Origin of the sequence: Paraburkholderia sp. BL9I2N2 (assembly GCF_004339745.1) — a bacterium.
Taxonomy (GTDB): domain Bacteria; phylum Pseudomonadota; class Gammaproteobacteria; order Burkholderiales; family Burkholderiaceae; genus Paraburkholderia.
Genome location: NZ_SMGP01000005.1, coordinates 1 through 15,533, shown reverse-complemented (window position 1 = coordinate 15,533; position 15,533 = coordinate 1). Strand labels below are relative to the sequence as shown.

General features: G+C 62.2%; 18 protein-coding genes and 1 pseudogene. 7 read left to right on the top strand and 12 right to left on the bottom strand.

The genetic code is table 11. The features are described from left to right. The first annotated feature begins 61 nt into the window (after positions 1 to 61). Positions 62 to 667 carry an ABC transporter substrate-binding protein gene (locus tag B0G74_RS41755; RefSeq protein WP_132383355.1) on the top strand — a complete coding sequence of 202 codons (606 nt, stop codon included), beginning with the start codon at positions 62 to 64 and terminating at the stop codon, positions 665 to 667. A gap of 121 nt (positions 668 to 788) precedes the next feature. Here B0G74_RS41755 and hpnH read toward each other — a convergent pair whose 3' ends face one another. Beyond that, positions 789 to 1,943: an adenosyl-hopene transferase HpnH gene (gene hpnH, locus B0G74_RS41750; protein ID WP_132383353.1), complete on the bottom strand. Its 1,155-nt coding sequence runs from the start codon at positions 1,941 to 1,943 to the stop codon at positions 789 to 791. Positions 1,944 to 1,953: 10 nt separating this feature from the next. Then, positions 1,954 to 2,898, bottom strand: coding sequence for a 4-hydroxy-3-methylbut-2-enyl diphosphate reductase (gene ispH, locus B0G74_RS41745; RefSeq protein WP_132383351.1), 945 nt, complete (start codon positions 2,896 to 2,898; stop codon positions 1,954 to 1,956). Positions 2,899 to 3,243: 345 nt separating this feature from the next. On the opposite strand from ispH, the gene hpnC reads away from it, so the two are divergent. Beyond that, positions 3,244 to 4,110, top strand: a complete 867-nt coding sequence (gene hpnC / locus B0G74_RS41740) for a squalene synthase HpnC (RefSeq protein ID WP_132383349.1) — start codon at positions 3,244 to 3,246, stop codon at positions 4,108 to 4,110. Next, complete coding sequence (locus B0G74_RS41735) at positions 4,110 to 5,282, top strand: glycosyltransferase (protein ID WP_132383347.1); 1,173 nt, start codon at positions 4,110 to 4,112, stop codon at positions 5,280 to 5,282. The genes hpnC and B0G74_RS41735 overlap by 1 nt, the downstream gene beginning before the upstream one ends. 61 nt (positions 5,283 to 5,343) lie before the next feature. Here B0G74_RS41735 and B0G74_RS41730 read toward each other — a convergent pair whose 3' ends face one another. Beyond that, positions 5,344 to 5,880, bottom strand: a complete 537-nt coding sequence (locus B0G74_RS41730) for a hypothetical protein (RefSeq protein ID WP_132383345.1) — start codon at positions 5,878 to 5,880, stop codon at positions 5,344 to 5,346. A 137-nt stretch (positions 5,881 to 6,017) separates the two neighbouring features. Further along, positions 6,018 to 7,028: a hopanoid-associated sugar epimerase gene (gene hpnA / locus B0G74_RS41725; RefSeq protein ID WP_132383343.1), complete on the bottom strand. Its 1,011-nt coding sequence runs from the start codon at positions 7,026 to 7,028 to the stop codon at positions 6,018 to 6,020. Between the two features lie 165 nt (positions 7,029 to 7,193). Between hpnA and B0G74_RS41720 the strand changes: the two genes are divergently transcribed. Continuing rightward, a complete protein-coding gene (locus tag B0G74_RS41720; RefSeq protein WP_063500556.1) occupies positions 7,194 to 7,487 on the top strand; it encodes an acylphosphatase in 294 nt (97 codons plus the stop codon). A gap of 126 nt (positions 7,488 to 7,613) precedes the next feature. Here B0G74_RS41720 and egtD read toward each other — a convergent pair whose 3' ends face one another. Further along, complete coding sequence (gene egtD, locus B0G74_RS41715; protein WP_132383341.1) at positions 7,614 to 8,594, bottom strand: L-histidine N(alpha)-methyltransferase; 981 nt, start codon at positions 8,592 to 8,594, stop codon at positions 7,614 to 7,616. Positions 8,595 to 9,174: 580 nt separating this feature from the next. Between egtD and rarD the strand changes: the two genes are divergently transcribed. Further along, positions 9,175 to 10,071: an EamA family transporter RarD gene (gene rarD, locus B0G74_RS41710; protein WP_132383339.1), complete on the top strand. Its 897-nt coding sequence runs from the start codon at positions 9,175 to 9,177 to the stop codon at positions 10,069 to 10,071. Between the two features lie 50 nt (positions 10,072 to 10,121). Here the strand turns inward: rarD and B0G74_RS41705 are convergent, their stop codons facing one another. Continuing rightward, positions 10,122 to 10,661: an Mpo1-like protein gene (locus tag B0G74_RS41705; RefSeq protein ID WP_132383337.1), complete on the bottom strand. Its 540-nt coding sequence runs from the start codon at positions 10,659 to 10,661 to the stop codon at positions 10,122 to 10,124. 91 nt (positions 10,662 to 10,752) lie between these two features. On the opposite strand from B0G74_RS41705, the gene B0G74_RS41700 reads away from it, so the two are divergent. Beyond that, positions 10,753 to 11,466, top strand: a complete 714-nt coding sequence (locus B0G74_RS41700) for a Crp/Fnr family transcriptional regulator (RefSeq protein ID WP_132383335.1) — start codon at positions 10,753 to 10,755, stop codon at positions 11,464 to 11,466. Positions 11,467 to 11,500: 34 nt separating this feature from the next. Here the strand turns inward: B0G74_RS41700 and B0G74_RS41695 are convergent, their stop codons facing one another. Further along, a complete protein-coding gene (locus tag B0G74_RS41695; protein ID WP_132383333.1) occupies positions 11,501 to 11,725 on the bottom strand; it encodes a hypothetical protein in 225 nt (74 codons plus the stop codon). A gap of 246 nt (positions 11,726 to 11,971) precedes the next feature. Between B0G74_RS41695 and B0G74_RS41690 the strand changes: the two genes are divergently transcribed. After that, entirely contained in the window at positions 11,972 to 12,556 is a 585-nt protein-coding gene (locus B0G74_RS41690) for a lytic transglycosylase domain-containing protein (protein ID WP_243658572.1), read from the top strand. 45 nt (positions 12,557 to 12,601) lie between these two features. On the opposite strand, the gene B0G74_RS41685 is transcribed toward B0G74_RS41690, so the two are convergent. From B0G74_RS41685 to B0G74_RS41665, 5 genes and pseudogenes are all read right to left on the bottom strand, one after another. Then, complete coding sequence (locus B0G74_RS41685; protein ID WP_132383320.1) at positions 12,602 to 13,486, bottom strand: 4-hydroxy-tetrahydrodipicolinate synthase; 885 nt, start codon at positions 13,484 to 13,486, stop codon at positions 12,602 to 12,604. A 2-nt stretch (positions 13,487 to 13,488) separates the two neighbouring features. After that, positions 13,489 to 13,830 (bottom strand): hypothetical protein, encoded by a 342-nt coding sequence (locus tag B0G74_RS41680; protein WP_132383318.1) that lies wholly within the window; start codon positions 13,828 to 13,830, stop codon positions 13,489 to 13,491. 250 nt (positions 13,831 to 14,080) lie between these two features. After that, positions 14,081 to 14,422, bottom strand: a complete 342-nt coding sequence (locus tag B0G74_RS41675) for a hypothetical protein (RefSeq protein ID WP_243658571.1) — start codon at positions 14,420 to 14,422, stop codon at positions 14,081 to 14,083. 341 nt (positions 14,423 to 14,763) lie between these two features. Continuing rightward, positions 14,764 to 15,024, bottom strand: coding sequence for a hypothetical protein (locus B0G74_RS41670; RefSeq protein ID WP_132383314.1), 261 nt, complete (start codon positions 15,022 to 15,024; stop codon positions 14,764 to 14,766). Further along, positions 15,017 to 15,533, bottom strand: a pseudogene (locus B0G74_RS41665) (DNA/RNA non-specific endonuclease); the annotation flags it as partial. The pseudogene B0G74_RS41665 and the gene B0G74_RS41670, both read right to left, overlap by 8 nt.

The window sequence follows — 15,533 nt, the reverse complement described above, 5'->3', positions numbered from 1 at the left end:
TGCGTTCGCTGCGTGCTTGCAACCCCGGCGGCGCTTACTTCTTTCAGGTTCTGTCGAGCGTATGAAACGTTATCTGTCTGCTTTTCTGGCTGCGGCCGTGGTATCCACCGCGGCATATGCGCAAAGCGCGCCCGACGCGGTTGTAAAAAGTGCTGTCGAGGGCACGGTGGCCGCGATGAAGGCTGACCCGCAGGCGCGCGGCGGCGACATGGCGAAGATCACCCAACTGGTCGAGTCACGCTTCCTGCCGGCCACGGACTTCCAGCGAACCACGCGGATCGCGGTCGGCAAGGCTTGGGCTACCGCGACACCCGATCAGCAAAAGCAGCTGTACGAGCAGTTTACGCTGCTGCTCACGCGCACTTATGCGGCCTCGCTGTCGCAACTGCGTGATCAGGACGTGAAGTTCAAGTTCTTGCCGGTCAACGTTCCGGCCGGCGCCAAAGACGTTGTCGTGCAGTCGCACGTGTTGAGCAACGGCGGCGATGATGCGATCGACTATCGCATGACCAAGGGTGCCGCCGGCTGGAAGGTCTACGACATCAACATGATGGGCGCCTGGCTGATCCAGGTGTATCAGACGCAATTCGCCGATCAGATTTCGAAAGGCGGCATCGACGGGTTGATCAAGTTTTTGACCGCTCACAATGCGCGCAGCGCGGGGTGACGGTTGATGGCCTGACGTCGTGCGTGAGGCCTGAGGTATAAAAAAAGCGCGGTGGCTTGCTGGCCACCGCGCTTTTTTGTATTCACGACCAGGGGCGGTGCTAGACCGCCCCATCGACCGCTCAGTGTGCCGCCGTCGCCGTCTGCACTTTCTTGCCCTTGCCGGACACCTTGATCTCTTCCAGCTTGATCTCGACGTGGCGGGAGAAGACATACTCGGCCGGACGCTGCTTATCCAAAGGAATGTCCTTGGTGAACGCGCCCGACGTCTTCGGACCGCGCAGGCTGACCTTCAGCGCCTTCAGCGGATGCGCCACCGTATCCATCACGGCGGTCGCTTCGAAGCCGCAGTGCACCATGCAGTCGGCACACTTCTCGTAGTTACCCGTGCCGTATTTTTCCCACTGCGTGGTTTCCATCAGTTCCTTGAAGGTCTTCACGTAACCTTCGCCGACCAGATAGCACGGCTTTTGCCAGCCGAACACGGTACGCGCCGGGTTGCCCCACGGCGTGCACTCGTATGTCTGATTGCCGGCCAGGAAGTCGAGGAACATGCCCGACTGGCTGAATGACCAGTTCTTGCCATTGTTGCCGCGCTTGAAAATCTCGCGGAACAGGTGCTTGGTCTTGTCGCGGTTCAGGAAGTGCTGCTGATCAGGCGCGCGCTCATACGCATAACCCGGGGAGACGGTGATGCCGTCCACGCCCATCGGGCCCAGCGTGTCGAAGAACGCGGCGACGCGTTCCGGCACGGCGTCGTTGAACAGCGTGCAGTTGATGTTCACGCGGAAACCGCGGCGCTTCGCTTCCTTGATGGCGGCGACAGCCTTGTCGTACACACCTTCCTGCGACACCGAGTGATCGTGAGCCTGCTGATCGCCGTCGAGGTGAACCGACCAGACGAAGTAAGGATTCGGCTCGTAGTCGTCCATCTTCTTTTCCATCAGCAGCGCGTTCGTGCACAGGTACACGAACTTCTTGCGCGCGATGATGCCCTTCACGATCTGCGGCATTTCCTTATGCAGCAACGGCTCGCCGCCTGCGATCGACACCACCGGCGCGCCGCATTCGTCGACAGCGCCGAGGCATTCTTCCAGCGACAGACGCTGATTCAAGATGGGATCCGGATAGTCGATCTTGCCGCAGCCATTGCAGGCGAGATTGCAGCGGAACAGCGGCTCCAGCATCAGGGCGAGCGGGTAGCGTTTGTTCCCGGACAGATGCTGACGCATGATGTATGCGCCGACCCGGACTTTCTGTAGCAGCGGAATAGACAAGACGTCCTCCTTAAACTTCGCGTGCAGCGAGTGGTTGCATCAGCTTCGATGGCAACTTGAATTCGACTTTTTCTTCACGGCCCGCCATCGTCGTGACATCGACAGGCCCCAATGCGCTCAGCGCATCGATTACGTTTTTGACCATCTCTTCCGGCGCCGAAGCACCGGCCGTGATGCCGACCGTTTGCACGTTGGCAAACCATTCCGGCTTCACTTCCGAACCGTCGGCGACGAGATAACTCGCCACGCCGCTTTCGCTGCCGATTTCGCGCAGCCGGTTCGAGTTCGAACTATTGGTTGCGCCCACCACCAGCAGCACGTCGACCTGTTTGCTCAACTCGCGCACCGCTGCCTGGCGGTTCTGCGTGGCGTAGCAGATGTCGCGCGTATCCGGACCGACGATGTCGGTGAAGCGGCGCAGCAGGGCGTCGATAATGCCGCGCGTGTCGTCCACCGACAGCGTGGTCTGCGTGACATAAGCGAGCGGCGTGTCGAGCGGCAGGTCCAGATGCGCGACCTCGGCCTCGCTCTGCACCAGCAGCACCTTGCCTGGAATCTGGCCGATCGTGCCTTCCACTTCCGGATGCCCGGCGTGGCCGATCAGAATCAGCGTGCGGCCGGCGCTGACGTATTGGCGGCCCTGCACGTGCACCTTGGTGACCAGCGGGCAGGTCGCGTCGAGCACGTCGAGACCCCGCGCTTGCGCGTCACGCTCCACGGTTTGAGCGACACCATGAGCGCTGAAAATCGCCACGGCGCCCTGCGGCACTTCGTCGAGTTCCTCGACGAAGCGCGCGCCCTTCTGGCGCAAATTGTCGACCACGTGGCGATTGTGAACAATCTCGTGGCGGACATACACGGGTGCGCCGTGTTGCTGTAACGCGCGATCGACGATCTCGATTGCGCGAACAACACCCGCACAAAAGCCGCGGGGTTGAGCAAGGATGACTCGCATAAGTTGGCGAACTCCGACTGACGCGGGTTTCGAAGAAGTCGGTAAATATGACTTTATCGCCGCGACCATCTAATTAGTTGACGTCTTGAGCCCCGGCGACGTGCCGGTACAGCAAAACCAAACGCGCATTCTAACGCTATCAGGCCGGCTTTGCTTCGGCGGCGCCCGGCGGGTGTTGGGCAGACGCCGCAGCAGCGGATCGATGCCCGGCGCCCTGAGCGGCTGGTTGCGGCAATGTGGATGTGGCAATGATTGCACGCTGCAACGGTTTGACGGAACCCTTAAACTACGTAGTCCTGCGGCGCGTGGGCGCCCGCCTTACAAAAGGGTTTCGAGGCTCGCTGGATGGACGTCGATCAATACGAAAACTTTCCGGTCGCGAGCGTGTTGCTGCCAAAGGCGCTGCGCACGCCGATCGGCATTATCTACCAGGTTGTCCGCACGGCCGGCGACATTGCCGACGAAGGCGACTGGAGCGCAACCGAGCGGCACGCCCGTCTCGCCGACTTCCGCGCGGGCCTCGACGCGGTAGCGGAGCGGCGCGCGGCGCCAGTCCATCCGCTGCTGTTCGGCAAGCTCGCCGGCGTGGTCGCACAGTATAAACTGCCGCTCGCGCCGTTCTACGATCTGCTCCACGCGTGCGGCCAGGACATCGACACCAGTCGTTACGCCGACCGCGCCGCGCTGCTCGACTACTGCCGCCACTCGGCCAACCCGCTCGGGCATCTGATGCTGCATCTGATCGGCGCGGCCACGCCAGGAAATCTCGCCGACGCCGACGCGATTTGCACGGCGTCGCAGTTGATCAGCTTCTGGCTGGACGTCTCCGCCGATTGGAAAAAGGACCGCGTGTACCTGCCGCGCGCCGATATGCGGCGCTTCAACGTGACCGAGGCGCACATCGCCAACGGTGTCGCCGACGAAGACTGGCGGGCGCTCATGGCGCACGAAGTGTCCTTCGTCCGTGAGACGCTGGTGCGCGGCGCGCCGCTCGCGTTGCGAATTCCAGGGCGGCTGGGCCTCGAGTTGTGCGGCGCCGTTCACGGCGGCCTGCGCTTTCTCGAACGGATCGAGAAGGCGGGCTACGACGTGTTTCACGAGCGGCCGGTGCTCAATACGTTTGACTGGTGCGTCGTCGCGGCCCGCACCGTGGTGATGTGGCTGTCGCGGCGCGTCGGCGTGCAAGCGCGTTCAATCGAGGGTAATGCTTAATGGCGGTGGTTCTGTTTCTTCTTTCGTGTCTCTCCTTGCTGATCTGGTGTGTGTTGCTGTTTGCGCGCGGCGGTTTCTGGCGCGCGCGCCCCGCTGCGCCGCTGACCATCGAGCCGCGCGCAACGTGGCCGGCGGTGGCGGCCGTGGTACCGGCCCGCAATGAAGTCGATGTGATCGCCGAGGCGGTCACCACGCTGCTTGAGCAGGACTACGAAGGCGAATTCCATGTGATCGTCGTCGACGACCACAGCACCGACGGCACCGCCGACGCCGCTCGCGCGGCCGCGTTGCAGCTGCAATGCCCGGACCGTCTGACCGTGCTGAGCGCGAAGCCACTGCCGCCGGGCTGGTCCGGCAAGGTGTGGGCGCAGTCGCAAGGTATCGAGGCCGTGCGCACGCTCGGCTTGTCCGCGGACTTGCTTCTGTTGACCGACGCCGACATAGGCCATCCCGCCGACGCGGTCGCACAACTCGTCGCGCGTGCGGATGCGGAACAGCGCGATCTCGTCTCGCTGATGGTGCGTTTGCGCTGCGATTCGTTCTGGGAAAAGGCGCTGATTCCGGCCTTCGTCTTCTTCTTTGCCAAGCTGTACCCGTTCTCGTGGGTCAACAACCCGCGCAATCGTACGGCGGCGGCCGCGGGCGGCTGCATGCTCGTGCGCCATAGCGCGCTGGAAGAAGCGGGCGGCATCGAGTCGATCCGCGCCGAGTTGATCGACGACTGCAGTCTCGCCGCGCGCATCAAGCATCGCGGCACGGGGCGTCATCCGATCCGGCTGGATGTGGCGGCGCGCAGCGTGTCACTGCGTCCGTACGATAGCTGGCGTGAGATCTGGAACATGATCGCGCGTACCGCCTTCACGCAGTTGCATTACTCGCCGCTGCTGCTGGCGGGTACGCTGGCCGGCATGGCGATCATTTACCTGATGCCGCCGGTGGCCGCACTGGTGCTCGGTCCGACGGGCTGGCCGGCGTGGCTCGCGTGGGCGGCCATGTGCTGCGCTTATGCGCCGATGCTGAGCTATTATCGCCGCTCACCACTGTGGGCACCGTTTCTGCCGCTGGTCGCGTTGTTCTATGTCGGCGCGACGTTTGCGTCGGCGGTGCGCTACTGGCGCGGCAAAGGCGGGCAATGGAAGGCGCGGGTTCAGGCGCCGGTGCAGGAACGCTGAAGCAGCGGTCAGCAATCGCAGCGGAATAGAAAAGCGGCGCTCTCGGCGCCGCTTTTTCACATCAGCCTTTGGTGAGCATCATGTAGAGCTGGATCACCATGTCGGGCGAGAACGTGAACGGTACCCAGCCGTGGCCGGTGTGGCGCATGACCAGCAAACGATCGCCGTTCGACTGCTTCTGCACCGCCATGACCGGATTTTTCGTGGACACGAAGCGCCAGCCCGGCGGAATGCCCGGCGGCGGTTCCGGCGTCATCGACGCGCGGGCGTTCGACAACTCTTCGATCAATTGGCCGATCTGCTCCGCGCGCAGCGCGACCGTCTGGCCGCCGATCGTCATGGTGATCTCGTTCTGCGCGGGGCGATTGATTTCGAGCGTGGGCTGAAGCTTCGGAGCCGCCGCCTCGTCTTCGACGACGACCGCCTCGGTCTCAGTTGCTTCCGCATTGGATTCGGACGCGGCCTGCTGCGCCGGCGCTTGCGGCGCAGCGTGCTCTACGGGTGTCTCGGGGATGTTTTCGGCCTGCGGGGCCACGACAGCCTGAATGAGCTGATCGACGCCCAATTCGAGTGCGCCGAGCTGTTCGTGAAGATTCATGCGAGGTTTCTCTGGTAAGACCCACGATTTTAACTGCTGCGCGTAGGCTTTTACCTGTCGCTAACACAGTGACGTTGTAACAAAATGCTTGCGGCTGCACCGGATCGCCCGGTGCGAGCCGCTTATTCACGCAGACATCACGGCTTCAGATAGCCCGCTTGCCGGAACCAGTCGAGCGCGTCGCTCAAGCCCTCGCGATAGGGCCGGGCGCGATAGCCAAGCTCACGTTCCGCTTTCGCCGACGTGAAATACATCTTGTTCTTCGACATTTTCAACCCGTCGACGGTGACGAACGGTTCGCGTTTCGTGATCTTGGCGACCGCTTCGGCACCCATGGCGAGCGGGTAGAGCGGCCAGCGCGGCAAGCTTAGCGTCGGCGCCTTGCGGCCGGTCAGCGCCGCGATATCCGCGAGCATCTGTTGAAGCGGCAGATTTTCGCCGCCAAGAATATAGCGCTCGCCGATCTTGCCGCGTTCGAGCGCGAGGAAATGGCCGGCCGCAACGTCGTCCACATGCACGAGATTCAGGCCCGTGTCGACGAACGCCGGAATCTTGCCGAGCGCCGCTTCCACGATGATGCGTCCCGTCGGCGTCGGCTTGACGTCGCGCGGTCCGATCGGCGTGGACGGATTGACGATCACCGCCGGCAGGCCGTCTTCGGCGACCATCCGCTCCACCGCGCGTTCGGCCAGCACCTTGCTGCGCTTGTACACGCCGATCGCCTGATCGGCTTTGAGCGGCGAGGTTTCATCGGCCGACTGGCCGGAACTGGTCACTTTCAGCGTGGCCACACTGCTCGTGTAGACGATGCGCTCGACGCCTTCCTTCAGCGCCGCGCGCATGGTCGCCTCGGTGCCTTCGAGGTTCGAGCGCTCGATTTCGCTCGGGTCAGGCGCCCACAGACGATAGTCGGCGGCCACGTGCAGCAGATAGCGCACGCCGCGCAGCGCGTTGCGCATCGACGCTTCGTCGCGCATATCGCCGATCACAATCTCCGCGTCCAGCGACTCGACGTTCTGACGCGGACTGGTGGCGCGCACCAGCACACGCACCTTGAAACCTTTCTGTTGCGCGATGCGCGCCACCGACGAGCCGACGAAGCCGGAAGCGCCGGTGACGAGCACGAGATCGCGATTCTGTTCAGTCATTCTGTTTCCATTCCCTGCATGACAGTCGACGGATTGTACGTGGCGCGCGCGCCGTGTGTCGTGCGGGTCGTTTCAACGAGACGCGGTTGAACGCGCGCTTTGCCGAGCAAGCTCGCCGCGACACGACTAGAATGCCGGCTTGAAAGTTTGCGAAGAGAGGACGGCATGGCCCCGGATCTGGACCAGCGGATCGAAACGTATTACGTGCGCGTGCGCGGCACCGTGCAAGGCGTCGGCTTTCGCCACGCGACCGTGCGGCAGGCTCACGCGCTCGGCATCAAGGGATGGGTGGCGAATCTCGACGACGGTTCCGTCGAAGCCATGTTGCAGGGCTCGGCCAACCAGGTCGACCGGATGCTCTCGTGGCTGCGTCACGGGCCGCCGGCGGCGCGCGTGACCGAGGTGACCGGCGAAGAGCGCGCCACCGAAAAGCGCTACGAACGTTTCGAACAGCACTGAGCGGCCGCACGTACAGCACGCAAGACACGCAAAAACAAAAGGCGGCGCGCCATCATGCACGATGGCGCGCCGCCTTGTTTGCGTGACCGTGCTTCAGTCAGCGGCCCAGTCAGCGGCCGTCCGCGCTCAACGCGCCACCAGCAGACTCTCCGCAAAGCCCCATTCGTCTTCGATCCATTGATGGCTGCACACGAAGCCGGCGTCGTCCGCGATAGCGGGCATTTCTTCCGCGCGATATTTGTGGCTGCTCTCGGTCCAGATCGTTTCACCCGCCTTGAGCGACACCGTCAATTGCGCTGCGCCCACGCGCGCGGTGATATCGCGCTTCGCCCGCAGATGCATTTCGATGCTGCGCGCGTCCGGGTTGAAGCGCGCGACGTGCTCGAACGCCTCCAGCGGAAAGTCGCCGTCGAGTTCACGATTGATGCGCGCCAGCAGGTTCAGATTGAACGACGCAGTGACGCCGATCGAGTCGTCGTAAGCGGCCACCAGGACGGGCGTCGGCTTGATCAGGTCCGTGCCGAGCAGCAAAGCGTCGCCGGGAGCGAGCATGTTGCGGATATCGCGCAGGAAACGCGTCGCCGCGAGTCTGCCGAAATTACCGATCGTACTGCCAAGGAACAGTACGAGTAACCGCTCGTCCGCCGCGCGTTGCTTGCTCACTTCAGCGAGGCCGGCCAGGTAATCGCGTTCGTAGCCGACAATCGAAATGCGCTCGATGTCGCCGAGTTCGCGCCTGCACAACTGCAATGCGCTGCGCGAAATTTCAATTGGGCAGTAAGAAGTGGGGCGTTTTTTACACAGCGCTTCCAGAATGCGCCGTGTTTTACGGCCGCTGCCGCTGCCGAGTTCCGCGACCGTCACGTCGTGCGGCAGATGCGCGACGATATCCGCGGCGTGCCTGGTCAGCAGACGTTCCTCGGCGCGTGTCACGCCGTATTCCGGCAACACGGTAATCACTTCGAACAGCGCGGAGCCCACTTCGTCATACAGATACTTCGATGGCAGCTCTTTCTGCGGCGTATGGGTGAGGCCTGCGCGAACGTCGGCGGCAAAGGCGGAGCGTAGGTCGGGCGATGCGTCGTGCGATAGGGCTGGCTGGGTCATGCTGGCTCCAGTAGTCACATTCGATGAGCGGGATTGCTGCCGGGCGGCGGCACGCGTGATGAAACGCAGTTGAGGCGTGCCGCGGAGAAGAAGGGCGGGCTCGGTCCGTAGGACTGCCATCGCCGGCCCGGCTCATGGATGCTGCACATGCCGTCCCCAAGGGGACTTCCTGCAGGGCGTTGCGAACGGTGACGCAAACAGCGTCGCAAGACTAAGTAGCAAGATTCGCGCTTGAGCCGCTTGGCGCGAGATGATGTGCGGCGTTGCCGGTGAAAAGCCCGGCGTTGTTGGCCGCACGTGAAGTTATGTTCTAGTCCATCGACGCGCGATGCGCACGGAATAATTTCAGCCCGCCGACGACACCATGCGGAGTCGCGAACGGATAACCCGTCTAGAATGCCGCCTTTGCGTCGCTTATCGAAGACAAAAAAACGCAGTGCCGGATACGCACTGCCCGCTTGTGAGACCTCACTTCTAATGACAACAACGAACGCCGCGCGATTGAATGCTGCGCTACAAACATATCTGCCTGCACACGCGCCGTCTTGCACGTCGACGCGCTTGCCCAACGGGGCGCTCGATGAACCAGTATGACCCAAAGCGCGGCATCGCGTTGTCGGTCTGCGCATCGACAATGTTTGCTTTACTGTCCGCTTACGCCACATTGCTCGCGCCGCTGAGCGGCCTCGATATTTTCGCGTGGCGCATCGTCTGGACTGTGCCGGGCGCGCTACTGCTGGTGGCGTTGCGAAAGCGCCTGCCGATTCTCCGGCAACTTCTTTACCGCATGGTGACCGAGCCGAGACTCGGCGTCGCGATGATCGTAAGCGCGGCCTTGCTCGGCGCGCAACTGTGGGTCTTTCTATGGGCGCCGCTGCACGGCCGGATGCTCGACGTCTCGCTCGGCTATTTCCTGCTGCCGCTGGTGATGGTGCTCGTCGGGCGCTTCTACTACCACGAGCGCCTCGATGGATTGCAGTGGTGGGCCGTTGCGTTCGCGGCGGCGGGCGTCGCACATGAGCTGTGGATCACGGGCGCGTTTTCGTGGCCGACCTTGCTCGTCGCGCTCGGCTATCCGCCGTATTTCGTGTTGCGCCGCAAAATCAATCACGATTCGCTCGCCATGTTCACCGTGGAGATGGTGCTGCTGTTGCCGCCGGCAATCGTGTTCGTGATCAGCGGTGGCTCGCTGCCGATGATCTCCGGCCGTCTCGACATGTGGTGTCTGTTGTTGCCTGGCCTCGGCGCGCTGAGCACCATTGCGCTGGCGTCGTATCTCAAGGCGAGCCGGTTGTTGCCGGTCGCGTTGTTCGGCATTCTCGGCTACGTCGAGCCGGTGCTGCTGGTGCTGATCTCGATCACGTTGCTCGGTGAAACGTTGAGCGCGGGACAGTTGGCCACCTACATTCCCATCTGGATCGCGGTCGCGTTGACGGCATTGCACAGCGTGCGCCTCGTTCGCTTCGCGCCGAACTGAGTTGGGTTGATTCGGATCGAGCGTCCCGGCGATGAAGCGGGCGGCGCGCTTCAGCGATGTGCCGCCGTACGGTCAGCATTGATACGCGTCGGACCGACTTGCGCTTCGATCGCTTCGCGTAGCGCGGGCCGCCAGCCGAAGCCGAACAACGCTTCGGCCAGCACGAACAGCGGTCCGATCAGCAGACCGATCACATCATCGACAAAGGCCGGCTTGCGATGTTCGTAGGCAACGTGGCCGATGAACTGAAACACCCAGCCGATCAGAAAGAGCCCGACGCCGATCACGAGCCACGCGAACGTGGATTGCGTGGCCGTCCACTGGCCGAACGCGACGCAGAGGGCGGACACGAACGCCATCATCACGCCGAGCGGCACGTCGAGCACGAGGTAATACAGCGTTGCCGCGACGAATAACACCCACGCCGGCGACAAGGTTAGCGGCCATTCGCCGACAGCGAAAGCAGGCCGGCTCAATAACACCGCCAAGGCCAGCACGATCATCGGAATGCCGACGAAGTGCGTGGCGATATTGCGCCGGTCACGATGGTAGGCCGCGTATTGCGTAAGCTGTTGCGTCAGCGTTCTCATGGATGCCGCTCCTCCTTCAAAGTCAGCATAATCGCGGGCAGCGGAATTTGAAACCATCGGGTAGCCGACAATCGGGCATGAGTGCCGTTCTATGACTGCGAGTTTTTCATCGAATGAGCTTGCCGCGTTGCTCGGGCGCAGCGCGTGGTTTCGCTCGGCGCCGCCCGCGATGCAGGCGCAGTTGATCGAAGCGGGGCGTGTCGAACGTCTCGCTGCCGGTCAGCGACTCTTCACGCGCGGCGATTCCGATGATGGCCTCTATTGTGTGCTCGATGGCCTGATGAGAATCGGCGCGGCCAGTTCGGCGGGCAAGGAGGCCTTGCTTGCCGTCATCGAGCCGGTGAACTGGTTCGGTGAGATTGCGCTGTTCGACAACCGGCCGCGAACCCATGACGCGTATGCCGAACGCGATTCCGAGCTGTTTCATGTGCCGCGCGCCGCACTCGCCGTGCTGCTCGAACGCACGCCCGCTTATTGGCATCTTTTTGGTTTGCTGTTGACGCAAAAGCTGCGTCTTGCGTTCGACGCGATCGAAGAGACCGCGTTGTTGCCCGCCGCGCAACGCGTGGCGCGCCGCTTGTTATTGATGGCAGGTGGCTACGGCGAGCCCGGCGCATTGCGGCGCGTGCTCAAAGTCCCACAAGAAGACCTCGCATTGATGCTGGCGCTCTCCCGGCAAACGATCAACCAGGTGTTGAAGCAGTTCGAAACACAAGGCGCGCTGAAACTCGGCTATGCGGAAATCGAAATCACCGATGTGCAAAAACTTGGCGCGCTGGCGGAGTTGAATCCCGCTGCGGATTGATTGCTGTGCTTTTGCTTTTTTTCTTTCGCCTTGCTCACGAGAAGAAGGCAAACGGCAGCGTGGCGGCCAGATAGACCGCGATACCCATCGAGGGCAAGCCCACCGCAATAGCGATGGCCGCGATGGCGCTGCTCGCGACGGTCAGCACAAGCGTGCGCTGACGAGCCGTCTTCCGCCCGGCGAGCGATGCGCGTTGCGGCGTGTCGCTGGTGTCATCTAGCGAAACGGCGGCGTGCTGGCGGATGTTCAGACTGGACATGATGACTTTCCGATGATCGATCATTGGAGTCTGACATTTCCGCCATATCGAATGGCTCAATAACGCGCCGCCCGGTGCAAAAGAGATGTATACGGCCGCCGCAATTCACTACGCGGCGCTGAAATCTTTATAAGCATTTTACGGCGCGCCCCTGTTTCTTTTGCGATTCGCTACATCCAGCCCGGTAAGGTCGAGACACCCCGGTCAGGAAGTGAAAATATGCGTGGAAATGGTGTTCTGGATGGTGTGCCAGTACAACGAAAAGCCGGCCGCTATCCGGTATCCGGCTTGACGATCATGCTTGCGGCGATCTTCGTCTCATGCGCCACTGCCGCGCATGCGGCTGACGCTCAGCCGGTTGCACAGGCCCCCATCGTTGCGAGCGAGGCGACTTCAGAAACCAGCTTGCCGGCTCTCAGCGATATCACCGCCATGTTGCGCGCGCAATTTCGCGTGGCGCCAATGGAATCGCTGAAGATCGCGCGCGCCGTGCTGATCGAATCCGATCGCCACGCGATCTCGCCCGTCTTGCTGCTTGCGGTAATGGCGGTTGAATCGAGCTTCGATCGCCATGCGGTCAGCGTCGCGGGTGCGCGAGGGCTCATGCAGATCCTGCCCGCCGCACATCCGCAATTGATCGCGGGCGCAACCGATCTGTCGGATCCGGCAATCAATGTGCGGATCGGCTCGACCATTCTGCGCCGCTACCTCGACGAGAGCGACGGCGATATCGATGCCGCGCTGTTTCGCTACAGCGGCGGCGGGCGTGGCTATGCGCGCCGCGTCGTGCTGAATATGCAGCGTTTCGACGCAAGCTTGCGCCGCGAATGAAGTACTCATTCGCGGCGCAGTGAGGATAGATCGAATGGGAGTGCGCTAGTTCATCACGCCGGCAAACTCGGCACGCAAATCCTGCAGCCTGTCGCGCGCGGTGCTCAGACGATCGACGAGTTGCGCCGAAGCGCGCGAGATCGGCATGCGTGTTTCGTCGCTGAGCGCATGATCGAAGGCCAGCATGGCTTTGATTGCGGACGGATTCGGCGCGGCGAACAGGAGCCGCAAGACCGGCAGCAAGCTGGCGAACAGATTGCGCGCGTCCACCTCGCGTTCAGCCCCGAGCAGGTCTTGGTACGCGACCAGCAGATCCGCACAGACGTGCGCGCTGGCCAGAATGCCGCCTGTTCCGCCGTGATGCAGGCAATCGTCCAACGCTTCGTCCGTGCCGCACAGGACGTTGATCGGCAGGGCGCTCAATTTGTCGAAATGCTCCTTCACGCACTCCTTGATCGCGACGATGTTGCCGCACTCGATGAGTCGCGCGACGGTATCCGGCGCGATCGTCACGCCGGTTCGGTGCGGTACGTCGTACAGGACGATGGGGCGCTCGGTCGCGAGCGCGGCCTGCTCGAAGTGCCATTGCACGCCTGCCTGATCCGGACACACGTATGACGGCGCGGAGACCAGATAGCCCGCGCATTCCCAGCGCTCATAGCGCTGAATATCGTGCAGGACGTCGCGTGTGTTCGACCCGCCGACGCCGATCAGCATCGGCAGACGGGAGCCGGTCACTTCGGTCAGCGCCTGCAATACGGTGAGGCGCTCGGCTTCCTGTAACAAGGCGGCTTCGCCCGTCGTGCTCAACGCGACGATGCCGCTGATCTCCGTGCGCAAGTAGTATTCCGCGAGGCGCTGCAATGAGTCGATATCGACTTCGCCGTTACGCAGCGGCGTAACGATGGGCAACCAGATACCTGAGAACATGATTAGCGCGCCTTTGCGGCCGCGCTGCGGCGCTTCAATGGCCCGATCGTCGCAGCGGGAAGCGTCGAGATCAGCGTGTGCAGCGTGAAGTCGAGGTCGTCGGGGGCAATGTCGAGTTGCACGCGGATTTCCTGGCGGACCGCTTCTGTGGAGACGACGTAGACACCGAGAGGAGAATGAAGCAGGACGCGAAGCTGGGTGCCGGGAAGTTCGTACGATCGGTGCGGCAGGGTTACCTGCAAGCGGACGCGCGTCGCGGGAAAGGGAATGACGTTGTTGCGTTGAACGTGCGGCTCGTTGAGCGGCTGAGTGGCAAAACTGTCGATTGATTGTGTGAGAGCCATGTGATGCGGCGTTCGTCGACGCCATGGTTGATCAAGACAGCTTCAGATTAGACGTCTGCGGGTAAACGCGGTGCAAAAATTGGGGTGTTCGTTGGAAAAATCATACGGCTCCCTTAACGTGCAAGAACTCGACGCGATCCGAAACGCGCATGAAAAAAGGCGAGTCATATGACTCGCCCTCCCTGAACGGCACATTCGGCTTCGATTACCTACACATGCCTGGCCGGTGCGTGCCGGAACCGATCACGTGTTATTGCGTTTTCGTCGTGTCGGTCTTTGCGCCGTCGGCTTTCACCGGGGCATTGCTGGCCTCTTTCGCGCTCTCCGTTTTAGTCTTGGCGGCGCTCGTTTCTGCCGCGGCTTTCTTGGTGGTCTTGTGGGCTTTTGCCGTGTGATGGGCGGAAGTCTTCTTCACTTGCGCTTTGGTGGCGGCTTTGGCCGGCGCTTTCGTTGCCGCGGCGCCTTCGTCCGTGGCGCCCGTTTGCACGGCGGTGCTCGCCTTCAGGTTCGCCTGGCCAGCGGGCTGCGTCTGCGCGGGCTGGGCGGCTTGTGTGGTGGACGGTGCGGCCGTTTGAGCGAAAGCGGTCGACACGAGCAGAGCGGAAGCGAGAGCGGCGAAAAAGCGTCTTCATGGTTTAACTCCTGGTTAACCGGTTGATTCCTGGTTGATTCTTGTATCGCGGCTGAAATGTTTCAGCGCTGCCGGTTTAACGTTGGCGGGGAGACAGGAGTTGACGACGGTGTGGTGACAAAACGTAACCGCTGAAACATATTGGGGATCCCGAAGCAGTTTCAGCTACGCGGCCCACGGCGGTGAACGGTGCCGGATACGACGATGCGCTAGCAGGGGTATTCCGAAACGTGAGACCGCGTGCGAAAGGCGAAGGCGGCGAACGTCTTCGCGCCTCCGCATGACTGCGCTAAGTTAGCGCGTCATTGAAACGGGTTCTGGACGACCCCCGGTTTCGCATCCGGTTCATCCTTCACTTTCGCGGGCAAATTGCTCTGCGCCTGCAAGCTGGTCACGATCGCATCCACTGCTTCCTTGAGTGCCAGCGCCGCCTTCAATCCGCGCTGATCCTGCGTCAGTTCCAGCGTGCCATTCAGCACGATGCGCGTCGTACCGTTACTCACGGTCAACGCATCGCCCTGAATGTTCAGCACATCGTCGTCGTTCGAATAGGGTTTAAACACCTTTCAGTCCTCCGGTCGCTGATCTTTGAGGTTCTCCGAATGCCCGGAAAACGGATGCCCGATGCTGCTTCGAGTTCGTGAATTGTCTTGATGTCGTAACGGTTGGTCGAGACGTTGTCCACCCACCACGGCGAACGCCAGCTTCCGCGACGGCACGTAGACCACCTTGAACAACTGCGTCGGCACGAACACGCGCGTTGGTCCAATGGTCTGCAACTGCTGGCCGTTGAAGATCGGGCCGGTGACGACATAGGTATCGTCGTACGACACGGCGATCTTGCGCACCGAGGTTTCAATGCGCGCCCACAAACGCTGGTTGTTCTCGCGGTTTTGCGGCACGACGTTGGCCAGTGAGAACGATTGTGCCATCGCGTCCTGATTCCAGCGATTACCCGCCGGGCTCATATGACCGCGATCGAACCCGCTGCGCTTGTAGTCAGCGAGCGTGGCGCCTTCGCCGTCCGGCAGGCGCGCGTCTTCGAAGAACTTGTTGGTGCGCACCATGTCTT